Raw genomic sequence first — 20,392 nt, 5'->3', positions numbered from 1 at the left:
ATCGTCCTCAATGCGCGACGCGGCGGCGGGCGCGGGTCCACAGGATCGGCAAGGCAATGACCGAAATCAACAGCACGCCTATGAAGATTGACATGACGATGCCGGGCACGTTCAAGAGCCCGAAGCCGAAGGTGACCATGCCCATGATGAAGGCGGCAAGCACGACGCCCGGAATGGTGCCGGAGCCGCCGAGAATGCTGACGCCGCCGAGAACCACCATGGTCACCACTTCGAGTTCGACGCCGAGCGCGATCGACGGCCGGGTGGAGCCGAGCCGTGAGGTCAGGCAGATCGAGGCGATGCCGGCCATCAGGCCCGTCAGCAGGAAGAGGATGAACTTGACGCGACCGACGCGCACGCCGGAGAAAAGCGCTGCCGTCTGGTTGTTGCCGATCGCATAGACCGCGCGGCCGAAATTCGTCTTGTGCAGCAGCACGCTGTAGATCGCCGCGAAGATGGCAAAGAGAACGAATTCGAAGGAGAACACCCACCAGACATAGCCTTGGCCGAAATAGGCGAAGCTCGCGGGATAGCCGGTAAAGGCCTTGTCGCCGAGGATGATGAACGACAGGCCGCGAAAGAGGCTCATCGTACCAATGGTGACGACGATCGACGGCAGGCCGAGACCGGTGATTAGCAAACCATTGACCATGCCGCAGAGGAGGCCGGTGCCGAGGCCGATAACAACCAGCGTGGGTGTGTCGAAGCCGAAGCTGACCGCCAGCCCCATGGCCGTCGAAGACAACGCGATGATCGAGGCAACCGACAGGTCGATCTCGCCGGCGATGATCACCAGCGCCATGGCGAAGGCGATCATCGCCTTTTCGGTGAAATTGAAGGTCGCGTCGGACAGGTTCCACGGATCGAGGAAATAGGGCGAGGCGAAGGAGTTGATCGTGAAGATCAGCACCGCCACGACGAGAAGCAGGCTCTCCCAGCTTTTCAGCAGCCGATTGCCGCGGCTCTGCAGCCGGTCGGGAATGACCCGGGGTGAAAGATTCAGCTCCGCCATCAGACCGCCTCCGCTTTCTTCAGAATGACACGGCCCTTGCGCTTTTCGGCGCGAGCGTTGACGGCGACGGCAATGATGATCACCGTTCCGGAAATTGCCAGCTGCGCGAAGGGCGAGATGTTGACGACCGGCAATGCGTTCTTGATGACGCCCAGGAACAGGCTGCCGAGTACCGCACCCGGCACTGAGCCGATGCCGCCGGCAATCGAGATGCCGCCGATAACGCAGGCCGCGATGATGTCGAGTTCGAAACCGGCGGCGATATCGACATAGGCGACCGCGTAGCGCGAAACCCAGAGATAGCCCGAGAGACCTGCCAGAGCGCCGGACAGGCAATAGGCAAGGAAGCGCGTGCGGCCGACATCGATGCCGGTATAAACAGCCGCATGCGGATTGCCGCCGACGGCATAGAAGGCGCGGCCGACCGGCGTGCGCGTCATCAGCAGATAGACGGCGGCGATTGCCAGAACCGAAAGCCACGAAAGCACCGGCAAACCAGCGAGCGGTGCACGCGGCAGCGCCTTGAAGGCGTCGCTCATCTGATGGGCATTGATCCAGGCACCATTGCTCAAAAGGAAGATGGTACCACGATAGATGGTCAGCGTGCCGAGCGTCACGACAATCGGCGGAATGTCCAGCTTCCAGACAAGCAGGCCGTTGATCGAGCCGAGCAGCGACCCGAGGATAACGACAGCGAGAATGACCAACGGAATTGGCACACCAGGAAAGGCGGCATTGATCATCGCTGCGACCATGCCGCAAAGTGCCAGGTTGGCAGCCATGGACAAATCGATGCAACGCGTCAGGATGACGGCCATCTGGCCGAGCGCCAGGATGATCAGGATCGACGTGTCATTATAGACCCGGGCCAGATTGGCGGGCGCGACGAAGCCGGGGAAGCGCAGGGTGATCGCCACCAGCAAAGCTGCAATGGCGACGACGAGAAGGATTTCGCGGTTCTTCAGAATTTTGGCCATCACGCCGCCTCCGATATGCCGGCAGCGGCCCGCACGAGCTTTTCCGCCGTGAGTTCGGAGCGTTCGAAACGCCCGGCGATGCGGCCTTCGCGCATGACGATGACGCGGTCGGCCATACCCATGATTTCCGGGATTTCCGACGAGACCATGATGACGCTCAAGCCCTGCCCTGCCAATTCGCTCATGAAGGCGTGAACTGCGGCCTTCGAGCCGATGTCGATGCCCTTGGTCGGCTCGTCGAGAATGATCACCTTCGGCTGCGTCGCCAGCCACTTGGCGATCACCACCTTCTGCTGGTTGCCACCTGACAAAGTGCCGACATCCTGATCCAGCGATGCCGCACGCAGATCGAGCCGCTGGGTATATTCGCGCGCCAGCGCGAATTCCTTGGCAAGTTTGAGGAAGCCTGAGCGTGAAGTCCGGTGCAGCGAGGGCAGCGTGACGTTCTGGAAGATCGGCAGGCCGATGATCGCACCCTGGCGACCGCGCTCTTCCGGCACGTAGACAATCCCGGCCTCGATGGCTTCAGCGGGCGAGCGGATGACCAGCACCTCGCCATCGAGCTTCACGGCACCGGCCGAAGGCCGGGTGATGCCGATCAACGACTGCATGAATTCGGAACGGCCAGCACCGATCAGGCCGTAGAAACCGAGGATCTCGCCGCGGCGCAGTTCGAAATTGATATCCTCGAATTCGGTCGGATGCCGGTAGCCGGAGACGGTCAGGACAGGTTCACCGATCGCCACATCCACTTTCGGAAAGACCTGACCGACATCGCGGCCGACCATCATCTTCACCAGTTGATCCTGCGTCACATCGGCCATCAGCCCCTCGCCGACCATGCCGCCATCGCGGAACACGGTGTAGCGATCGGCAATGCGCAAGATCTCGTCGAACTTGTGGCTGATGAACAGGATCGCTTTGCCATCTGCCTTCAACCGGTCGATCAGTTCGTAGAGTTCGTGAATTTCCTTGTGTGACAGCGCGGCTGTCGGCTCGTCCATGATGACGACGCTGGCGTCGATGGAGAGAGCGCGGGCGATTGCCACCATATGCTTGTTGGCGATGCCGAGATCGCGCAGCCGGATGGTCGGATCGATCTCGGCGCCGACGCGGTGCAACAGGTCACGGGCGTTGCTATTTAGTTTTTTCCAGTCGATCAGGCCGAAGCGATTGCGCGGCGCGTGACCGAGGAAGATGTTTTCAGCGACGGAAAGCTCATCGAACAGCACTGTTTCCTGATGGATCGCTGTGACGCCTGCATGGGCCGCAGACAGTGCGGTCGGAAAATGCGTCTCTTCGCCGTCCACCAGAATGACGCCGCTGTCGGGCTGGTAGATGCCGGTCAGGATCTTGACGAGGGTCGATTTTCCCGCGCCATTCTCGCCGATCAGCGCCGTGACGGAGCCCGGTAGAGCGTCAGCGAGACGCCGGAGAGTGCGCGCACGCCCGGAAAGGACTTGGAGATGTCCTCAAGAGCGATGGCGGGCTTCATCCGCAATGTGGTCGTTTCCTGCAACAAGAGGCAATCCACCGGTATGATTGAATTTGAAATAACGACGCATGCGGCCAACCGCGCACTCCCTCTTCTCCCCAGGGGGAGAAGTGCCGAGCGCCAGCGAGGCGATGAGGGGGTCTTTCCGCGCGTGCCGCTCCCCCTCATCCGGCCCTTCGGGCCACCTTCTCCCCGTTGGGGAGAAGGGATCCCCAGATCAGAAGATCTTGGCGAATTCCTCGACGTTCGACGCATCATAGACGAACGGGTCGGCCATCGCGCCTTCATTGCTGTCGTCGAGCTTGACGGTGCCCATGCGGCCCATCTTCAGTTCGGCGCCCGGCTTGGCTTCCGCGCCACCGATCAGATCATAAGCGATCATCGTGGCGGAATAGCCGAGGTCGATCGGGTTCCAGATCGCGAAGGACTTGGACGAACCGGCCTTGACGTGACCAGCCATTTCCGAGGGAAGACCAAGACCGGTGACGTTGATCTGGCCGACCTTGCCGGCGTCTTCAACGGCCTGTGCAGCGGCAACGATGCCGACAGAGGTCGGAGCGATGATCGCCTTCAGGTTCGGATAAGACTGAATAAGGCCCTGCGTTTCGCGATAGGACCTGTCCGCAAGGTCGTCGCCATAGACGGTTGCTACGACATTGATGCCCTTGTAGTTGCCCTGCACCTTCTTCATTTCCTCGATCCAGGTGTTCTGGTTCGTGGCGGTGGCCGAGGCCGAAAGCACGGCGACATCGCCGCCGTCAGGCAGCTGGTCTGCAGCAAGCTTGATGATCATGTTGCCGATCAGCGGGTTGGACGACGGGTTGAGGTGCATGGCCCGGCCTTCCGGTGCAACGCCGGAATCCCAGGAAATGACCTTGATGCCGCGATCCATCGCCTTCTTCAGCGCCGGAACCAGCGCGTCCTTGTCATTGGCCGAGATGGCAATCGCATCCACCTTCTGCGCCACCAGAGAATTGATCACTTCGATCTGGCCTTCGGCCGTCGTCGATGTCGGGCCGGTATAGATGATCTCGACATCACCGAGTTCCTTGGCAGCTTCCTGCGCGCCCTTGTTGGCGGCCTCGAAGAAGCCGATGCCGAGCGCTTTGACGACGAGCGCGATCTTCTTGTTTTCAGCATGCGCGGTGCCGGCCATCAGCGCCAGCGAAACCGCCGTCGTGACCATCAGTGCCTTCAAAATTTTCATGACGTTCTCCTCCCTGAAGCCACGCGTTCACAATGATCGCGTTCATTCGGCTTTATGCTTTCAAATTCTGCCGGTTGGCCCTGAAGCCTCCGGCGGTTCCCACTCCCCTCCTCCCGCCGGCCTCACGCCGACGAGGAAGCATTCTCCTCAAGATTGCCGGACCTCGTATTGGCAACGACCAAATTGACGCCGGCATCTTCGAGCATCCGGACATGCCTGTCCTCGATGCCCGAATCCGTGATCACCGTGGTGATGCGCTTCAGCCCGCAGAGAATGAGGCTGGAGCGCTTGTGAAATTTCGACGAGTCGATCAGCACGACGAGTTCATCGGCCTGGTCGATCAATTTCTGTTCCGCCTGGATGAGCAGCGGATCGCCCTCCATCAGGCCGAGAGGCCCAAGCCCCTGCGCACCCATGAACATGCGGCGCGCATAGAAGTTGCGCGTCACGTCATTATCGAAGGGGCTGAGGATAATGTTCTGCTCGCGGTAGATCGTGCCGCCCGACAGCATCACCGTATTCTTCGAATGCTTGAGCAGATGTTCGGCGATCGGAAAGGAATTGGTGAACACCTGCATCCGGCGATTGGCCAGGAAATGCACCATCTGGAAGGTCGTGGTACCGCCATTGATGATGATCGGCTCGCCATCCTGGCAGAGCGCCACCGCTTCCTTGGCGATCGCCTGCTTCTGGCGGGCATGCAGGCCTTCATTGACGCTGAAGGGCCGGCCGGCAAGCCCGACGAACTGCGGCGGGTTGATTGCTTCCGCGCCGCCGCGCACCCGGCGCAGCCGCTTCTGCACATGCAGCGCCGCGATATCCCGGCGGATCGTCGCTTCGGAACTGTCGGTCAGATCCACCAGCTCAGGCACGGTGATCACCGGCTTGTCCTGGACAGCTGACAGAATGATCCTGTGTCGCTCTTTTTCGTGCATTCCATCCTCCAACGATGCCTATGCTTCCATCACGACCGCGCATTGTCAATCACATACGATCATATTTTTTCATTGTGCGCTGCAATATGATTGTTTTTGATCGTTTATGATTGACATGGCGCCGATCTTTGTGTGATCTGATCACAACGAATGCGCTCTTACCCCTGAAAATTAAAAGGGGGCCGGCGCAGAATTGACCGGGAGGAATGACGATGCTCGACAAGCAACAAGGCGCGCGCCTTGCCAATCTCTGGGACGACAGCAAGGCAGCCGGGATGAGCGAGCCGGAGCGGCTGCTCTATCGCTCCAACCTGCTCGGCTCCGACAAGCGCATCACCAATTACGGCGGCGGCAACACCTCTGCCAAGGTCATCGAAAAGGACCCGCTCGGCGGCGGCGAGGTCGAGGTTCTGTGGGTCAAGGGCTCCGGCGGCGATGTCGGCACGATCAAGATGGACGGCTTTTCCACCCTCTATATGGAGAAGCTCGAAGCCCTGAAGGGCCTCTATCGCGGCATCGACTTCGAAGACGAGATGGTCGGCTACCTGCCGCACTGCACCTTCAACCTTAACCCGCGCGTGGCCTCCATCGATACGCCGCTGCACGCCTATGTGCCGAAAAAACATGTCGACCACATGCACCCCGATGCGATCATCGCCATCGCCGCGTCGAAGAACAGTCGCGAACTGACGCAGAAGATTTTCGGCGATGATATCGGCTGGCTACCGTGGAAAAGGCCCGGATTTGAGCTCGGCCTGTGGCTTTCGAAATTCTGCGCTGAGAATCCGAATGCACGCGGGCTGATCCTTGAAAGCCATGGCCTGTTCACCTGGGGCGACACGGCCAAGGAAGCCTACGAGACCACGATCGAGATCATCAACAAGGCGATTGCCTGGTTCGAGACGACCAACACGGCCCCGGCTTTCGGCGGCGCAGTCAAGCCTGTTCTCCCGGCCGAGCAACGCCGCGCCGTCGCGCAAAAACTGATGCCGGTCATTCGCGGCATGATCAGTACAGACGAGCGAAAGCTCGGGCACTTTGACGACAGCCAGGCCGTGCTCGACTTCGTCACGTCGAAGAACCTGGAGCCGCTGGCAGCGCTCGGCACATCCTGCCCCGACCATTTCCTGCGCACCAAGATTTGCCCGCTGGTCGTCGATTTCGATCCGGCCAATCCCGATATCGACAAGACGCTGGCCGGCCTCGAAGCGGCAATCGCCGAATACCGTGCCGGTTACGCCGCCTACTACGAGCGTTGCAAGCGCGACAACAGCCCGGCGATGCGCGATCCCAATGCGGTCGTCTATCTCGTGCCGGGCGTCGGCATGATCACCTTCGCCAAGGACAAGGCTACAGCCCGTATTTCCGGCGAGTTCTACGTCAACGCGATCAATGTCATGCGCGGCGCTTCCGGCGTTTCGACCTATGTCGGCCTGCCGGAACAGGAGGCCTTCGACATCGAATACTGGCTGCTCGAGGAAGCAAAACTGCAGCGCATGCCGAAACCGAAGATGCTGGCCGGCAAGATCGCGCTCGTCACCGGCGGCGCCGGCGGCATCGGCAAGGCGACAGCCAACCGCCTGATGCAGGAAGGCGCCTGCGTCGTGCTCGCCGATATCGACGAGACGGCATTGGCCGCAGCCCACACCGAGCTGGGTGGCCGCTACGGCAAGGATTTCGTCCGCGCCGTCAACATGAACGTCACCGATGAAGCCGCTGTCGAGAAGAGCTTCGCCGATGCACTGCTCGAATTCGGCGGCCTCGATATTCTCGTCTCCAATGCCGGCCTTGCTTCCTCCGCCGCGATCGAGGACACGACGCTGGCGCTCTGGAACAAGAACGTCGATATCCTGGCGACGGGCTATTTCCTCGTCTCGCGCGAAGCCTTCCGCATCTTCCGTCAACAGAAGGCCGGCGGCAACGTCGTCTTCGTCGCCTCCAAGAACGGCCTTGCCGCCTCCCCCGGCGCATCCGCCTATTGCACGGCGAAGGCGGCCGAAATCCACCTTGCCCGTTGCCTGGCGCTCGAAGGCGCATCGGCGCAGATCCGCGTCAACGTCGTCAATCCGGATGCCGTTCTGCGCGGCTCGAAGATCTGGACGGGCGAGTGGAAGGAACAGCGCGCGGCGGCCTACAAGATGGATGTCGACGAACTGGAGGCCCACTATCGCGATCGCTCCATGCTGAAGCTCAGCGTCTATCCGGAAGACATTGCGGAAGCGATCTATTTCCTCGCCTCCGACATGTCGGCCAAGTCCACCGGCAACATCATCAATGTCGACGCGGGCAATGCCCAGTCGTTCACGCGCTAGACCGGAGGGCGACATGACACTGATGATCAAAAAAGACGTCATCGATGCCGACAACGCGGCCCGCCTTGCCGATCTGAAAGCCGATTACGACTATCTCGGCGCGCAGCTGTCGCGCCGTGACATCGATATCGGCGCGATCAAAGAGAAAGTATCTACTTACGGAGTTGCCGTCCCTTCCTGGGGCGTCGGCACCGGCGGCACGCGCTTTGCTCGCTTTCCCGGCACCGGCGAGCCGCGCAACATCTTCGACAAGATCGAGGACTGCTCGGTCATCCAGCAGCTGACCAGGGCAACGCCGACCGTCTCGCTGCATATTCCGTGGGACAAGGTCGACGACCTCAAGGAACTGGGGGAAAAGGGCAACGCGCTGGGTCTCGGTTTTGACGCGATGAACTCCAACACCTTCTCCAACGCGCCGGATCAGGCTCATTCCTACAAGTTCGGCTCGCTGTCCCATGCCGATGCCGCCACCCGCCAGCAGGCCGTCGATCACAATCTCGAATGCATCGAGATCGGCAAGGCGCTCGGCTCCAAGGCGCTGACCGTCTGGATCGGCGACGGCTCCAACTTCCCTGGCCAAAGCAACTTCACCAGGAGTTTCGAGCGCTACCTCGAGGCGATGAAGGTCATCTACAAGGGCCTGCCGGATGATTGGCGCATCTTCACCGAGCACAAGATGTTCGAACCGGCCTTCTACTCGACCGTCGTGCAGGACTGGGGCACCAATTATCTGATCGCCCAGGAACTCGGCCCCAAGGCCTATTGCCTCGTCGATCTCGGCCACCACGCGCCGAACGTCAACATCGAGATGATCGTCGCCCGCCTCATCCAGTTCAAGAAACTCGGCGGCTTCCATTTCAACGATTCGAAGTATGGCGACGACGATCTCGATACGGGTTCGATCGATCCCTACCGCCTGTTCCTCGTCTTCAATGAACTGGTGGATGCTGAAACGCGTAATGCGGAGGGCTTTTCACCTGCGCATATGCTTGACCAGAGCCACAATGTTACCGACCCGATCGAAAGCCTGATGAACTCGGCGATGGAAGTCAGCCGCGCGTACGCACAAGCGCTGCTCGTCGATCGTAAGGCGCTTGAGGGTTACCAAGATGGTAACGATGCACTGATGGCGACGGAAACACTGAAAGCCGCCTTCCGCACCCATGTCGAGCCCATTCTTGCCATGGCACGGTACGAGGCAGGCGGCGCGATCGCACCGGTTGCGGCCTATCGGGCGAGCGGATACCGCGCCAAGGTCTCGAGCGAGCGCCCGGCATCGAAGAGCGGCGGCGGCGGCATCGTCTGAGTCACGACTGATTCGCGAAACGGCCCGGCGGGTTGCCGGGCCGTTTTGTTTAGACAGCAAGCATGGATTTTTGACCCGCCCCGATCGGAAATCCTGCCTCCGTCCCGTCTTTCAACCTATTGAAAGCAAAAAAGCTTCGAAGATTCACTTTCCCCTCTGACGCGGTTGTCTTTTCGCTCTATCTTGCATCTGCGGATACAACGGAAAGGAACATCCATGGGTATCGAAAGTATTATCGTTTTTCTGATCGTCGGCGCCATTGCCGGCTGGCTTGCAGGTTTGATCGTCTCGGGATTCGGCTTCGGCCTGATCGGCAACATTGTTGTCGGCATCGTCGGCGCCTTCATCGCCGGGGCGCTCTTCCCCTATCTCGGCATCAGCATCGGCAGCGGCATCCTCGCCGCCATCATTCATTCGACGATCGGCGCCATCATCCTTCTGGTGTTGATCCGCATCGTCAAGAGCGCTTGACGAACTGAAAATGGGGCACCGGTTTTCCGGAGGGGAAGCCGGCGCAACCCGCCAATTGCAGTTGGGAGCCATCATGTCTGACCTCTACGACCCCCGGATCGAACAAGCACTTCAATCCTTCATTTCCGATCATCCGGGAATGGATACGCGCAACCAGGCCATCGCCGCCATCCTGATCAACTGGTTCACTAACCACGGCTACCTGCCGCATGACCAGGAAGGCACTCGTCCGGAAAATCTTGACGCATCGAACGACGACTGAAAATATCGCCGGACAGCTCACGTGACGGTTGAGCGCCCGGAGCATCTACCGTCACCCTTCCTAATATCCGGATAGGCCGCGCATGCGGTTTCCATCCGAGCGGAGCCGTTGTAGCGCCATGAGCCTTTCCTCCGTCAAATTGTTCTTCGCCGAAAAAGCCCCCGACATCGACGTCATCGAACTTCCGCAGAGCACCGCCACCGTCGCTCTTGCAGCCGAGGGGCATGGTGTCGAGCCGGCGCAGATCGCCAAGACGCTGGCGCTCAGGGTCGCCGACGAGGTTATCCTGATCGTCACGCGCGGCGATGCCCGCCTCGACAACAAGAAGTACAAGGCCCTCTTCGCCACAAAGGCCCGCATGTTGGGCTTTGACGAGGTCGAGGAAGAGACGGGCCATCCCGTCGGCGGGGTCTGCCCCTTCGGCCTTGCAAGGCCGCACAAGGTCTATTGCGACATCTCGCTCAAGATCTTCGATGAGGTCGTGCCCGCTGCCGGCGCGCCGCATGCGGCCGTCCGCATCAATCCCGACAGGATGGCCCAACTTGCTTCTGCCGAGTGGATCGACGTCTCCGCCATTTAGGCATGCCTGCCTTTGAATGAACACAAAGGTTTCCTTGATGTTAACGTCAGTATCCGCCCGGGCATCGTCCTGACGCTTGTTTGCGGCTTCCATTTTCTGACATGACGAAGGAGTTGACGACGCAATGAACAGGCTTGTTTGCTTGACTTTGCTGGTTGCTGCCATTGCCGCGCCCGCCGCGGCCATGGACCGGTCCCTGATCAAACAGTTCGAGGAGCTCGATCCCCAGACCCGGCTGGAACAGCGATGCGATACCGAAGCGATGTGGGAAATCAATGCCGACAAGACATCGTTCAAGCCGGACAAGGTGATTGCCTATACTTTCGCGGATCCGATCGTCGAAGACGACAAGATACAGGCCCCGGGCGCGGTTTTTCGAAGCAAGGGCGAATGGTACAAGCTGAAATACAAGTGCAGCACCGGGCCTGACCATATCGAGGTGCTGTCGTTCAACTACACAATCGGCGACCTTATTCCCCATGACGAATGGGAGGCGCACTATCTCTATCCGTGAGCCGAGGGGCTCCGGCCTACCGTTACAGGACGATGAACAGGACCATGAAGGCGCCGAGCGACAGCGCAACCATGATGTTCAAGAGCGTCTTCATGATATGGTCAGTCATGTCGAGCATCCTTCTTCCTCCGCAGGTTCAAGGTGAGACCGTATGGCTCCCGGCCCGCGGGGTATTCGCCCGCACCGGCAATCTTCGATGCCGGTTGCGCCAAATCTCCGATCGTACAACGGATCAGCATCAGTCTTTGATCCCGTCGAAAGGCGACTCTGCCTTAATTTGCGCCTAAACTGTTAAAATAGCGTCACATTCGGTCGAGCGGTTGGCATTTGTTAACCATATGCTTCCGATTGAGCGGCGGAAAGCTCTCCAAGAGTCGAGGGATCAGGCTTTCAGGTGCTTTGGTGATGACTCTCAGTCATCCAATTGTATCGCGCGGAGTATCGTCAACGCGCAAATGCGGTGCTCCACTGGAGCGGCATATTCGGCAACGGCAGCAACTGGCTCCCGTCCCGTTCAGGACTTCGGCGTCTGTTCCTCGCGGAGCGCTTCTTCATGGTACCAGTTGCTGTAATCGACCGCCAGAACCGGCTTGGGCCGAAAATCGGTAACCGTGCCCGCCTGCTCGAAGCGGCGGCCGCCCAATTTCCGGCCTCCGGCGGGGAATTCGTAGATTTTGGCAGTCTCGCCCGTAGAAATCATTGCCATCTATCATTTTCCTAGGTTTTCGAGCCTTTCGCGGATCGAATGAGGCGAACATAACAGGTTTGCGTCGGTTTTGCGCGGATTGATTAAAAAAAAATCATTGCGCCTAAAAAATAGGCTATTTTTTAGGCAGAGACGTCTTGGCCGAGTTTTCGCAACAAATTTTGGGCGTTTGCACTCAGGTCAAAATGTCGCGGATTTTGCGTAAAAATTGCGCAAAGTTCGAGATTTTAAAGAAAAGCGGGTGCCAAATTGCCGGAAACGAAGGCCGCCCTGTCCGAAAAAACTCAATTTCGCCAGTGATTTCGGAATTCCGCATCCCGCCGCTCTCGCAAGGCTGCCTTGTCCGATAATTGTCCTCTTGCGGAGACAAGAATGGGCATCGAACGCCGCGCCCACCAAACTGGCACGACCTGTGCATGTATGTCGCCAGCCGTTGGCGGCGAAGCACGGTTCAGGTTTTCCTGGTGCTGCGCATCATCAACCCATGAGAGGTTCGAAATGACGAAATACAAGCTCGAGTACATCTGGCTCGATGGGTACACACCGGTACCGAATCTTCGCGGTAAGACACAGATCAAGGAATTCGAAACGTTCCCCACACTCGAACAGCTGCCGCTGTGGGGCTTCGACGGTTCGTCGACCATGCAGGCCGAAGGCCGCAGCTCGGACTGCGTGCTGAAGCCGGTTGCGATCTATCCGGATCCGGCCCGCACCAACGGCGCGCTCGTCATGTGCGAAGTCATGATGCCGGATGGCGTCACGCCGCACGCGTCCAACAGCCGCGCCACGATCCTCGACGACGAAGGCACCTGGTTCGGCTTCGAGCAGGAATATTTCTTCTACAAGAACGGTCGTCCGCTCGGCTTCCCGGAAACGGGCTACCCGGCTCCGCAGGGTCCGTACTACACCGGCGTCGGCTATTCGAGTGTCGGCGACGTCGCCCGCAAGATCGTCGAAGAGCATCTCGACCTCTGCCTCGCTGCCGGCATCAATCACGAAGGCATCAATGCCGAAGTGGCCAAGGGTCAGTGGGAATTCCAGATTTTCGGCAAGGGCTCCAAGAAGGCCGCTGACGAAATCTGGATGGCACGCTACCTGCTGCAGCGCCTGACGGAAAAATACGGCATCGACATCGAGTTCCATTGCAAGCCGCTCGGCGATACCGACTGGAACGGTTCTGGCATGCATGCCAACTTCTCGACCAAGCATATGCGCGAAGTCGGCGGTAAGGAATATTTCGAAGCGCTGATGGCGGCCTTTGAAAAGAACCTGATGGACCACATCGCCGTCTACGGTCCGGACAACGATAAGCGCCTGACCGGCAAGCACGAGACTGCGCCGTGGAACAAGTTCAGCTACGGCGTTGCTGACCGCGGCGCTTCGATCCGCGTGCCGCACTCCTTCGTCAACAACGGATACAAGGGTTACCTGGAAGACCGCCGCCCGAACTCGCAGGGCTGCCCCTACCAGATCGCCTCCCAGATCCTGAAGACGATCTCGGAAGTTCCGGTCGAAGGCAGCGTTTCGGCTGCCGCCTAAACGATTTCTCATGGCGCCGTCGGACCAGACGGCGCCATGATTCTGTTTTGCAATCGGCATCGCGCCGACCGCCCTCTCCCGGCCGGCCATAGTTGGCGCGACGGGCCAATCTCAAAGCACTTAAGACACATCCCACTCTGGTATTCCGGTCTCGCCGTGACTAAGTTTACAGTCCACAGCGCCGACGACCATGACGGGGTGTAGTTATGCAATTTCCATCCAGCGCCACTTCCAGCCTGCGCCCCGGGAGCACAGAGTTGCTGCCAGGCGACAGCAGCGGCATCGTAGAATGGCTGGTGAGCGAGACGCGCAACGAGCGCTTCATCGACAATATCTTCGTGGCGATGTGCGACAAGCTCGTCGAGGCCGGCGTGCCGGTCTCGCGCGGCACGTTGCATTTCCGCACGCTCCATCCGCAATGGCTCGGCGCGCGGATTCTGTGGCTGAGAGGTATGAAAGAGGCCGAAATCCGCACCTTTGGCTATGGTGTCGAGGACACCGCCCAATATCGCAACAGCCCGATCAACGAACTCAACAGCGGCGCCACCGTCGTCCGCCAGCACATTGAGCCGGGATACGGGGACGCTTCACCCTACCCGCTTTACGACGAACTGCGCGCCGAGGGGCATACCGACTATATCGCCTGGCCGCTGGAACACACGCTGGGCAAGCGCCACATCATCTCCTTTGCCAGCGACAGGCCCGGCGGTTTCAGCGATGGCGAGATCGCATTCCTGGCCGACCTTTTGCCGGCCGTTGCCCTTGTCAGCGAGATCCGGCTGAAAAACCGCCTGGCGCGCACGCTTCTTGAAACCTATGTCGGCCCGCATGCAAGCGAGCAGATCCTCGCAGGCGCTACGACTCGGGGCAGCGGCGTAACGGTGGGTGCTGCCATCCTGATCTGCGATCTGCGTGACTTTACCGGCATATCCGATATGTGGCCCCGCGACGACGTCATCGAACTCCTGAACGGATATTTCGATGCGATGGCGGAACCGATCGAACGGCACGGCGGCGAAATCCTGAAATTCATGGGCGACGGTCTTCTGGCGATCTTTCCGCTCAGCAACGCCAATGCCTGCCACGACCTGCTAAGTGCTATCCGCGAGGCCCAGGCCGCCATGGCGGCGCTGAACGAGGAGAACGTGAAAAAGGGTCATGCACCTCTCGGCTACGGCATCGGCGTCCATGTGGGCGATGTGATGTACGGCAATATCGGTTCGCGCAGCCGCCTCGACTTCACCGTCATCGGCCCTGCCGTCAACATCGCCTCGCGCCTGGAAAGCCTGACGAAGGAACTCAAGCGCCCCGTGCTTCTGTCACGGGCCTTCGTCGAGACGGCAGGATGCCAGGCCCAGTTGGAAAATTTAGGCCTGCATCCGTTGCGGGGGCTTGGCGAACCGATCGATGTGTTTGCCCTTTGATGGGGGGAACTGATCGCCTTAGCCGGGAAAATGCGCAACACGCAATTCGCGCAGCAAGCGGACGCTCCGGCAGGGCGGAGGTTTGCGGCGACGCCACCAATTTTGGTTATTCTCGGCAAATCCAAATCAATGCTAATATTAGCGCGGGGCAACAATAGGGGGATCCTGAATGCCGCGCGTCGCTCAGCTTTATTTCAAAACAGCCATCATCTTCCTGATCATCGGGATTTCCATGGGCCTGCACATGGCCATCGCTGGCGATCATAGTGCGATCGGTGCACACGCTCATGCGAACCTGCTCGGATGGGTCACCATGGCGATTTTCGGCGGATACCACGCCCTCAATCCGGCCAAAGCTGAACGTCGGATCGCGATGATCCAGTATGCCGTCTACACGGCCGGCGTGGCTTTGCTGGTGCCGGCGCTCTACCTCATGCTCACTGGCAACCCGTCGATGGAGCCCGTTGTGGCGGTCGCGTCGATCATTGCGTTCGCCGGTGTGTTAATGTTCGCGGGGATCATTTTCAGTGGCGGGACCACCGCTGCGCGCCCGGCGACCGCGGCGCATTAGCGTCCATCTGTCATCACCACCGCAATAACTTGAAGGCGGCGGTGCTGGTGGGGCATCGGCAAGGCTTGCCGCCACGCCGGCCGTGACGAAGAGGAGGCAGTCCGCCCGTGCCCGCCGTCGAGTCGGCACCCGCGCCGCCGGGCGTGCCGCTCGAAGCATCAGGGGAAAGGACATCATGGGGCCGTCTCATGCGCGGATTCCCGACTAAATCCTTCCCGGAAAGCTCGGCGATAGCGGAAGTCACACCACTCCCCGGGACGTCATGCAGCCAACGCCGTGCAGTCAACCATCAGAATGACTGATAGGCTGAAATGACCGCAGCAATTTGCTCCGCATCCAGCGCCTCCACCTGGGCCGCCGTTATGGCCTGCAGCTGATCGCTCGACAGGTTCGAAATGTCTTCCGTGGATAGTCCGGAGATGGCAGACAAACTGAGCGACGCGATCTCATCGGTCGAAAAGGTCGCCAGATCCTCGGTAGACAGAGCCGGGACTTGTGTCGGTCCCAATGCAGCGATCTGAATCGAAGACAAAGCGGCGATCTGGCCGGTTGACAAGGCGGCGATCTGTGCCGAGGTCAAACCCGCAACCGCCTTCGCGCTCATGGCCGCAATCTGGCCGGTGGAAAGCGCTGCGGTGTTGGACGTTGACAGCCCCGACAGGGCAGCCGAGCTGATCGCCGCGATTTCGTCGGTCGAGAAGGTCGCCAGGTCGGCCGTGCTCAAGGCGGCAATTTGCGTCGAGCTGAGGCTCGCAATCTGCGTCGATGTCAAAGCCTCGACCTGCGCGGTCGACAAGGCATCGATCTGCGTGGAGGTCAAGCCTGTTGCCGCCTTCGTGCTCAAGGCAGCAATCTGGCCAGCGGAAAGCGCCGCGATGCTATCTCTGGACAGGGCCTTGGCTTGCCCCGAACCCAGAGCGCCGATCTGCGACGTGGTCAGCGCTGCAATCTGCGCGGAACTCGAGGCCTCGATCTGACTGGAAGACAAAGCTGCCACCTGGCTTGTCGTCAAGGTCGCGGTCTGGCCGGCGCTGAGGGCCGCAATATTGCCAGTAGACAGTCCGGACAGGGCAGCCGCGCTGATTGCGGCGATTTCGTCGGTCGAGAAGGTCGCCAGGTCGGCCGTGCTCAGGGCGGCAATCTGTGTCGAGCTGAGGCTCGCAACCTGGGACGATGTTAAAGCCGCAACCTGTGTGGCGGACAAGGCATCGACCTGTGTGGAGGTCAGGCCCGTGACCGCATTCGTGCTCAGGGCGGCAATCTGGAATGTGAACCACAGGTAACTAACCGGTTCTCCCCAAGACTATGAGATGTTCATAGAAAAATGGTGCCCGGAGGCGGATTTGAACCACCGACACGCGGATTTTCAATCCGCTGCTCTACCAACTGAGCTATCCGGGCATCCCTGCTTTGTGAGCAGTGGTTCCGCTTGAAGAACCGTGGGGCGGTTGGCTGCGCCCCGGAAGCGAGCGGGGTTATAACATCTTGTTCGGCGGTGTCCAGCACCAAATGACGTTTTTTCGACAGGAAAATGTCATTCGTCGCAAACATCTGAAAAACAACGGATATCCGCGAAATTTTTAGCCGCATTATTCCTCGTCGCCGGCTTTCGATTCGTCGTCGGCTACCGGAATGGCATAGGAACCTTTGAGCCATCTGTGGAGATCGACGTTACGGCAGCGGTCGGAACAGAAGGGGTAGTGTTCCCGGTGCGACGGGCGCCTGCATTCCGGACATGGCACAGTCTTGCGCAGCGGCGCAATATTCGATGCACCCTTGTTTCCTTCAGAACTCATGGCGTTAGCCCTTCATCCAACTTTCATGCACGTCATAACCTTCGCCCATCAGCAGGCTCACCGTCTCATACAGCGGCAAGCCGACGACATTGGTATATGAACCCACCAGCTTGACGACGAAGCTGCCGGCGATGCCCTGGATGCCATAGGCACCCGCTTTGCCGCGCCACTGGCCCGACGCGAGGTAGCTGTCGATATCGTGGCTGGAGAGCCGCTTGAAACGTACCTTGGTGTCGATGACCTTCTGCCGCACCGTCTTGTCCGGCGTGATCAGACAGACGCCGGTATAGACCCGATGACTGCGGCCGGAAAGAAGATGCAGCGCACTCGACGCTTCACTGACCAGTTCCGGCTTACCGAGAACCCGGCGTCCTACGGAGACAACGGTATCGGCGGCGAGGATGTAGCTTCCTTCCCAGCCGGGCTCGCCTTTGATGGCGGCAAGCGCTGCCCGTGCCTTCTCCGACGACAGCCGCCAGGCCAGCGAGCGCGGATGCTCGGTGCGCTTCGGCGTCTCGTCCAGATCCATCGGCATCAGTCGCGCCGGCTCGATGCCCGCCTGGGCGAGCAGTTCGACACGCCGCGGCGAACCGGAGGCCAGGATCAGCTTGTGTGTCAATGCCATCGCAACAGGGCCATCGATCTCGTGTTTTGCGGCAAACAAGCCGCGCCGCGCTTATTTGAAGCGATAGGTGATACGGCCCTTGCTCAGGTCGTAGGGGGTCATTTCGACAAGTACCTTGTCGCCGGCGAGAACACGGATGCGGTTCTTGCGCATGCGACCGGCCGTATGGGCGATGATCTCATGTTCGTTTTCAAGCTTGACGCGGAACGTCGCATTGGGAAGCAATTCGGTGACTACGCCCGGGAATTCGAGGACTTCTTCTTTCGCCATGTAGGGTATTTCTTTCTGTGCTTCTCTGTGGACGCTACCCGCGCCCTTCAAAATTTGGCGGAAACTACACAATCGCCGCGGTTTTGTGAACAGCAGCGACCGTCTTTTCCGGTTTTCCTGTGCGCTATGCCATCTTGTCCGGCATTTGTCCAAGCAAACGATGCTTAAGCAAGGTGGCGATGTGATTTCGGACCTCGCGATAGGCCGCGACGATCTGCTCGCGGGTTCCGGTTGCGACCGTCGGGTCTGGCGTCGGCCAATATACCACATCGATCGCCATCGACCGCGTCAATTCCAGCGCCGCATGATGCGCCTCTGGCGCAAGGGTGACGATCAGATCGAAATAATCGTCCTCGAGTTCGTCCAGCGTATGCGGCTGATGCCGCCCGGCCGTCAGCCCGATTTCCTGCAGCACCACATCGACGAAGGGATCGCGCTCTCCCGGCCTGACACCGGCCGAGGCGATATAGGTCCCCGGCGGCAGCATCGCTTTCGCCAGCACTTCGGCCATCGGCGAGCGGATAGCGTTCATTCCGCACATGAACAGCACCGACTTCGGCGTTTTCCCGGTCTGCTGCGGCAGGTTGGGGGAAGCAGCGACCGTCACGGCTATCCCCGCCAGTAGAGCACGCAGACGAGCGTGAACAGGCGCCGTGCCGTATCGAAATCCAGCTTGATCTTGCCCGACAACCTGTCCATCAGCGTCTGAGAGCCTTCATTGTGAATGCCGCGCCGGCCCATGTCGATCGCCTCGATCTGGCTCGGTGTCGAGGAGCGGATCGCCTCGTAATAGCTTTCGCAGATCATGAAATAGTCCTTCACGATTCGGCGGAACGGCGTCAGCGACAGGATATGGGTCGCCACGCCTGCACCCGCCTCGGTGGTGATCACCAAGACGAGCTTCGAGTCGATCAGCGACAGGTTGAGCCGGTAGGGACCGCCGGCGTGGCCGGCCGGTTCGAAAAAATTCTCCTCGATCAGATCGAAGATCGCAACCGCCCGCTCGTGTTCGACGTCGGGCGTCGAACGGCCGATGGTTTCGTCCAGCACGACATCGCAGAGGCGGTGGCTGCCTGTCATCCCTCGCCCCCGAGATTGAGGCGAATGGCGACCGACCGCGCATGCGCTTCCAGACCTTCGGCGCGGGCAAGCGCGATCGCGGCCGGTCCAAGGTCACGCAGCTGGTCGGCGCCGAGGCGCAGGATGGACGTGCGCTTCATATAGTCGAGCACGCCGAGGCCGGAGGAGAAACGGGCGGAACGGGCCGTCGGCAGCACATGGTTTGAGCCACCGACATAATCGCCGATCACTTCCGGCGTGTGGCGGCCGACGAAGATGGCGCCGGCATTGCGGATCTTCGGGATCATCGCATCGGCATGGGCGAGCGCAAGTTCGAGATGCTCGGCCGCGATGCGGTTGGCGAGCGGCACCGCCACCTCCAGATCGGGCACGAGGATGACCGCGCCGAAATCGCGCCAGCTGGCTCTTGCGGTTTCGCCGCGCGGCAGCGTTTGGAGCTGGCGCTCGACCGCCGCCTCGACCGCCGCAGCAAACGGCGCATCGTCGGTGATCAAGATGGACTGGGCCCCGACATCGTGCTCGGCCTGGGCGAGAAGATCGGCGGCGATCCAGTCCGGATCGTTGTCGCGGTCGGCGATGACGAGAACCTCGGAAGGTCCGGCGATCATGTCGATGCCGACGGTTCCGAAGACCTGGCGCTTGGCGGCGGCGACATAAGCATTGCCCGGCCCCATGATCTTTGCGACCGGCGCGATCGTCGCCGTGCCATAGGCAAGAGCCGCAATCGCCTGGGCCCCGCCGATCCGGTAGATTTCCTCGACGCCCGCCATGCGCGCCGCGGCAAGCACCGCCGGATTGATGACGCCACCATTGGCGGGCACGACCATGACGATGCGCTCGACACCGGCAACCTTGGCCGGCAACGCATTCATCAGCACCGAGCTCGGATAACTTGCCGTGCCGCCTGGCACATAGAGCCCGACGGCATCGATCGCGGTCCAGCGCGAACCGAGGCCGACGCCCATCGAATCCTCGTAGATATCGTCCTTCGGCCGTTGCCGGACGTGATGCGCCTCGATGCGAACCGCAGCGACCTTCAGCGCGCCGAGAACCTCGGAGGGGACCATGCCGATCGCCGCGTCGATCTCTTGCGGGGTGACGGCCATGCCGGTCACAGCGAAATCGAGGCCGTCGAATTTGTTCGAATAATCGGCCAGCGCCGCGTCGCCGCGCAGGCGCACGTCATCGATGATCGCCCGCACAGTCGCATTCACGTCTTCCGAGACTTCCCGCTTGGTCGTCAGAAAGGCTGCGAACTGCTCTTCGAAGCCGGGCGTGAGATAATCAAGGCGGATGGCCAATGGAAAAAG

General features: G+C 60.2%; 21 protein-coding genes, 1 tRNA gene and 1 pseudogene. 9 read left to right on the top strand and 14 right to left on the bottom strand.

The annotated features are described in order from the left end of the window. Positions 1 to 7: 7 nt before the first annotated feature. The 5 genes and pseudogenes from WI754_RS08345 to WI754_RS08325 all read right to left on the bottom strand — a co-directional run bounded on the left by WI754_RS08345 (position 8) and on the right by WI754_RS08325 (position 5,626). Complete coding sequence (locus WI754_RS08345; RefSeq protein WP_349437224.1) at positions 8 to 1,012, bottom strand: ABC transporter permease; 1,005 nt, start codon at positions 1,010 to 1,012, stop codon at positions 8 to 10. Continuing rightward, the gene (locus tag WI754_RS08340; protein WP_349437223.1) at positions 1,012 to 1,992 is read right to left on the bottom strand and encodes an ABC transporter permease; all 981 of its coding nucleotides are present in this window, start codon (positions 1,990 to 1,992) and stop codon (positions 1,012 to 1,014) included. Before WI754_RS08340 ends, WI754_RS08345 begins: the two co-directional genes overlap by 1 nt. Next, positions 1,989 to 3,484: pseudogene (locus WI754_RS08335) on the bottom strand (sugar ABC transporter ATP-binding protein). The gene WI754_RS08340 and the pseudogene WI754_RS08335 overlap by 4 nt, the downstream one beginning before the upstream one ends. 217 nt (positions 3,485 to 3,701) lie before the next feature. Continuing rightward, positions 3,702 to 4,691, bottom strand: coding sequence for a rhamnose ABC transporter substrate-binding protein (gene rhaS, locus WI754_RS08330; protein WP_349437222.1), 990 nt, complete (start codon positions 4,689 to 4,691; stop codon positions 3,702 to 3,704). Between the two features lie 122 nt (positions 4,692 to 4,813). Further along, positions 4,814 to 5,626, bottom strand: coding sequence for a DeoR/GlpR family DNA-binding transcription regulator (locus WI754_RS08325; protein ID WP_037156553.1), 813 nt, complete (start codon positions 5,624 to 5,626; stop codon positions 4,814 to 4,816). Positions 5,627 to 5,838: 212 nt separating this feature from the next. Between WI754_RS08325 and WI754_RS08320 the strand changes: the two genes are divergently transcribed. From WI754_RS08320 to WI754_RS08295, 6 genes are all read left to right on the top strand, one after another. Further along, a complete protein-coding gene (locus tag WI754_RS08320; protein ID WP_349437221.1) occupies positions 5,839 to 7,938 on the top strand; it encodes a bifunctional rhamnulose-1-phosphate aldolase/short-chain dehydrogenase in 2,100 nt (699 codons plus the stop codon). Positions 7,939 to 7,951: 13 nt separating this feature from the next. Continuing rightward, positions 7,952 to 9,244, top strand: a complete 1,293-nt coding sequence (gene rhaI / locus WI754_RS08315; RefSeq protein WP_349437220.1) for an L-rhamnose catabolism isomerase — start codon at positions 7,952 to 7,954, stop codon at positions 9,242 to 9,244. A 216-nt stretch (positions 9,245 to 9,460) separates the two neighbouring features. Then, on the top strand, positions 9,461 to 9,715 hold the full coding sequence (locus WI754_RS08310; protein WP_349437219.1) for a GlsB/YeaQ/YmgE family stress response membrane protein: 255 nt from the start codon (positions 9,461 to 9,463) through the stop codon (positions 9,713 to 9,715). 73 nt (positions 9,716 to 9,788) lie between these two features. Beyond that, a complete protein-coding gene (locus tag WI754_RS08305; protein ID WP_349437218.1) occupies positions 9,789 to 9,977 on the top strand; it encodes a hypothetical protein in 189 nt (62 codons plus the stop codon). 118 nt (positions 9,978 to 10,095) lie between these two features. Continuing rightward, positions 10,096 to 10,557, top strand: coding sequence for a YbaK/EbsC family protein (locus WI754_RS08300; protein ID WP_349437217.1), 462 nt, complete (start codon positions 10,096 to 10,098; stop codon positions 10,555 to 10,557). A 124-nt stretch (positions 10,558 to 10,681) separates the two neighbouring features. Then, positions 10,682 to 11,071: a DUF930 domain-containing protein gene (locus WI754_RS08295; RefSeq protein WP_349437216.1), complete on the top strand. Its 390-nt coding sequence runs from the start codon at positions 10,682 to 10,684 to the stop codon at positions 11,069 to 11,071. A 514-nt stretch (positions 11,072 to 11,585) separates the two neighbouring features. On the opposite strand, the gene WI754_RS08290 is transcribed toward WI754_RS08295, so the two are convergent. Beyond that, a complete protein-coding gene (locus WI754_RS08290; RefSeq protein WP_349437215.1) occupies positions 11,586 to 11,777 on the bottom strand; it encodes a DUF2735 domain-containing protein in 192 nt (63 codons plus the stop codon). A gap of 498 nt (positions 11,778 to 12,275) precedes the next feature. Between WI754_RS08290 and WI754_RS08285 the strand changes: the two genes are divergently transcribed. From WI754_RS08285 to WI754_RS08275, 3 genes are all read left to right on the top strand, one after another. After that, positions 12,276 to 13,316, top strand: coding sequence for a glutamine synthetase beta-grasp domain-containing protein (locus tag WI754_RS08285; protein WP_349437213.1), 1,041 nt, complete (start codon positions 12,276 to 12,278; stop codon positions 13,314 to 13,316). Positions 13,317 to 13,522: 206 nt separating this feature from the next. Further along, positions 13,523 to 14,740, top strand: a complete 1,218-nt coding sequence (locus WI754_RS08280) for an adenylate/guanylate cyclase domain-containing protein (RefSeq protein WP_349437211.1) — start codon at positions 13,523 to 13,525, stop codon at positions 14,738 to 14,740. 169 nt (positions 14,741 to 14,909) lie between these two features. Beyond that, a complete protein-coding gene (locus tag WI754_RS08275; RefSeq protein WP_349437210.1) occupies positions 14,910 to 15,311 on the top strand; it encodes a hypothetical protein in 402 nt (133 codons plus the stop codon). Positions 15,312 to 15,600: 289 nt separating this feature from the next. Here WI754_RS08275 and WI754_RS08270 read toward each other — a convergent pair whose 3' ends face one another. From WI754_RS08270 to hisD, 8 genes are all read right to left on the bottom strand, one after another. Beyond that, positions 15,601 to 16,515, bottom strand: coding sequence for a hypothetical protein (locus tag WI754_RS08270; RefSeq protein ID WP_349437209.1), 915 nt, complete (start codon positions 16,513 to 16,515; stop codon positions 15,601 to 15,603). A gap of 121 nt (positions 16,516 to 16,636) precedes the next feature. Continuing rightward, a tRNA-Phe gene (locus WI754_RS08265) sits at positions 16,637 to 16,712 on the bottom strand. Between the two features lie 188 nt (positions 16,713 to 16,900). Continuing rightward, the gene (gene yacG / locus WI754_RS08260; RefSeq protein WP_349437208.1) at positions 16,901 to 17,107 is read right to left on the bottom strand and encodes a DNA gyrase inhibitor YacG; all 207 of its coding nucleotides are present in this window, start codon (positions 17,105 to 17,107) and stop codon (positions 16,901 to 16,903) included. Positions 17,108 to 17,111: 4 nt separating this feature from the next. After that, complete coding sequence (locus WI754_RS08255; RefSeq protein WP_349437207.1) at positions 17,112 to 17,732, bottom strand: Maf-like protein; 621 nt, start codon at positions 17,730 to 17,732, stop codon at positions 17,112 to 17,114. 51 nt (positions 17,733 to 17,783) lie between these two features. Continuing rightward, positions 17,784 to 18,002: a translation initiation factor IF-1 gene (infA, locus tag WI754_RS08250; protein ID WP_037119817.1), complete on the bottom strand. Its 219-nt coding sequence runs from the start codon at positions 18,000 to 18,002 to the stop codon at positions 17,784 to 17,786. Between the two features lie 124 nt (positions 18,003 to 18,126). Next, a complete protein-coding gene (locus WI754_RS08245) occupies positions 18,127 to 18,543 on the bottom strand; it encodes a low molecular weight phosphatase family protein (RefSeq protein ID WP_349437771.1) in 417 nt (138 codons plus the stop codon). Positions 18,544 to 18,611: 68 nt separating this feature from the next. Beyond that, positions 18,612 to 19,082, bottom strand: a complete 471-nt coding sequence (locus WI754_RS08240; protein ID WP_349437206.1) for a UPF0262 family protein — start codon at positions 19,080 to 19,082, stop codon at positions 18,612 to 18,614. Then, positions 19,079 to 20,383, bottom strand: coding sequence for a histidinol dehydrogenase (gene hisD / locus WI754_RS08235; RefSeq protein WP_349437205.1), 1,305 nt, complete (start codon positions 20,381 to 20,383; stop codon positions 19,079 to 19,081). Before hisD ends, WI754_RS08240 begins: the two co-directional genes overlap by 4 nt. Between the last annotated feature and the right edge of the window lie 9 nt (positions 20,384 to 20,392).

This window comes from Pararhizobium sp. A13 (genome assembly GCF_040126305.1).
Lineage (GTDB): Bacteria > Pseudomonadota > Alphaproteobacteria > Rhizobiales > Rhizobiaceae > Pararhizobium.
Note: the sequence above shows the minus strand (reverse complement) of the source record. Positions and strands in the feature narration are given on the sequence as shown.

Excerpts from the sequence above, each read along its gene's own strand:
- WI754_RS08345 (WP_349437224.1), bottom strand. The coding sequence starts at position 1,012 with ATGGCGGAGCTGAATCTTTCACCCCGGGTCATTCCCGACCGGCTGCAG.
- rhaS (WP_349437222.1), bottom strand. The coding sequence starts at position 4,691 with ATGAAAATTTTGAAGGCACTGATGGTCACGACGGCGGTTTCGCTGGCG.
- WI754_RS08325 (WP_037156553.1), bottom strand. The coding sequence starts at position 5,626 with ATGCACGAAAAAGAGCGACACAGGATCATTCTGTCAGCTGTCCAGGAC.
- WI754_RS08320 (WP_349437221.1), top strand. The coding sequence starts at position 5,839 with ATGCTCGACAAGCAACAAGGCGCGCGCCTTGCCAATCTCTGGGACGAC.
- rhaI (WP_349437220.1), top strand. The coding sequence starts at position 7,952 with ATGACACTGATGATCAAAAAAGACGTCATCGATGCCGACAACGCGGCC.
- WI754_RS08310 (WP_349437219.1), top strand. The coding sequence starts at position 9,461 with ATGGGTATCGAAAGTATTATCGTTTTTCTGATCGTCGGCGCCATTGCC.
- WI754_RS08305 (WP_349437218.1), top strand. The coding sequence starts at position 9,789 with ATGTCTGACCTCTACGACCCCCGGATCGAACAAGCACTTCAATCCTTC.
- WI754_RS08300 (WP_349437217.1), top strand. The coding sequence starts at position 10,096 with ATGAGCCTTTCCTCCGTCAAATTGTTCTTCGCCGAAAAAGCCCCCGAC.
- WI754_RS08295 (WP_349437216.1), top strand. The coding sequence starts at position 10,682 with ATGAACAGGCTTGTTTGCTTGACTTTGCTGGTTGCTGCCATTGCCGCG.
- WI754_RS08290 (WP_349437215.1), bottom strand. The coding sequence starts at position 11,777 with ATGGCAATGATTTCTACGGGCGAGACTGCCAAAATCTACGAATTCCCC.
- WI754_RS08285 (WP_349437213.1), top strand. The coding sequence starts at position 12,276 with ATGACGAAATACAAGCTCGAGTACATCTGGCTCGATGGGTACACACCG.
- WI754_RS08280 (WP_349437211.1), top strand. The coding sequence starts at position 13,523 with ATGCAATTTCCATCCAGCGCCACTTCCAGCCTGCGCCCCGGGAGCACA.
- WI754_RS08275 (WP_349437210.1), top strand. The coding sequence starts at position 14,910 with ATGCCGCGCGTCGCTCAGCTTTATTTCAAAACAGCCATCATCTTCCTG.
- yacG (WP_349437208.1), bottom strand. The coding sequence starts at position 17,107 with ATGAGTTCTGAAGGAAACAAGGGTGCATCGAATATTGCGCCGCTGCGC.
- WI754_RS08255 (WP_349437207.1), bottom strand. The coding sequence starts at position 17,732 with ATGGCATTGACACACAAGCTGATCCTGGCCTCCGGTTCGCCGCGGCGT.
- infA (WP_037119817.1), bottom strand. The coding sequence starts at position 18,002 with ATGGCGAAAGAAGAAGTCCTCGAATTCCCGGGCGTAGTCACCGAATTG.
- WI754_RS08245 (WP_349437771.1), bottom strand. The coding sequence starts at position 18,543 with ATGTGCGGAATGAACGCTATCCGCTCGCCGATGGCCGAAGTGCTGGCG.
- WI754_RS08240 (WP_349437206.1), bottom strand. The coding sequence starts at position 19,082 with ATGACAGGCAGCCACCGCCTCTGCGATGTCGTGCTGGACGAAACCATC.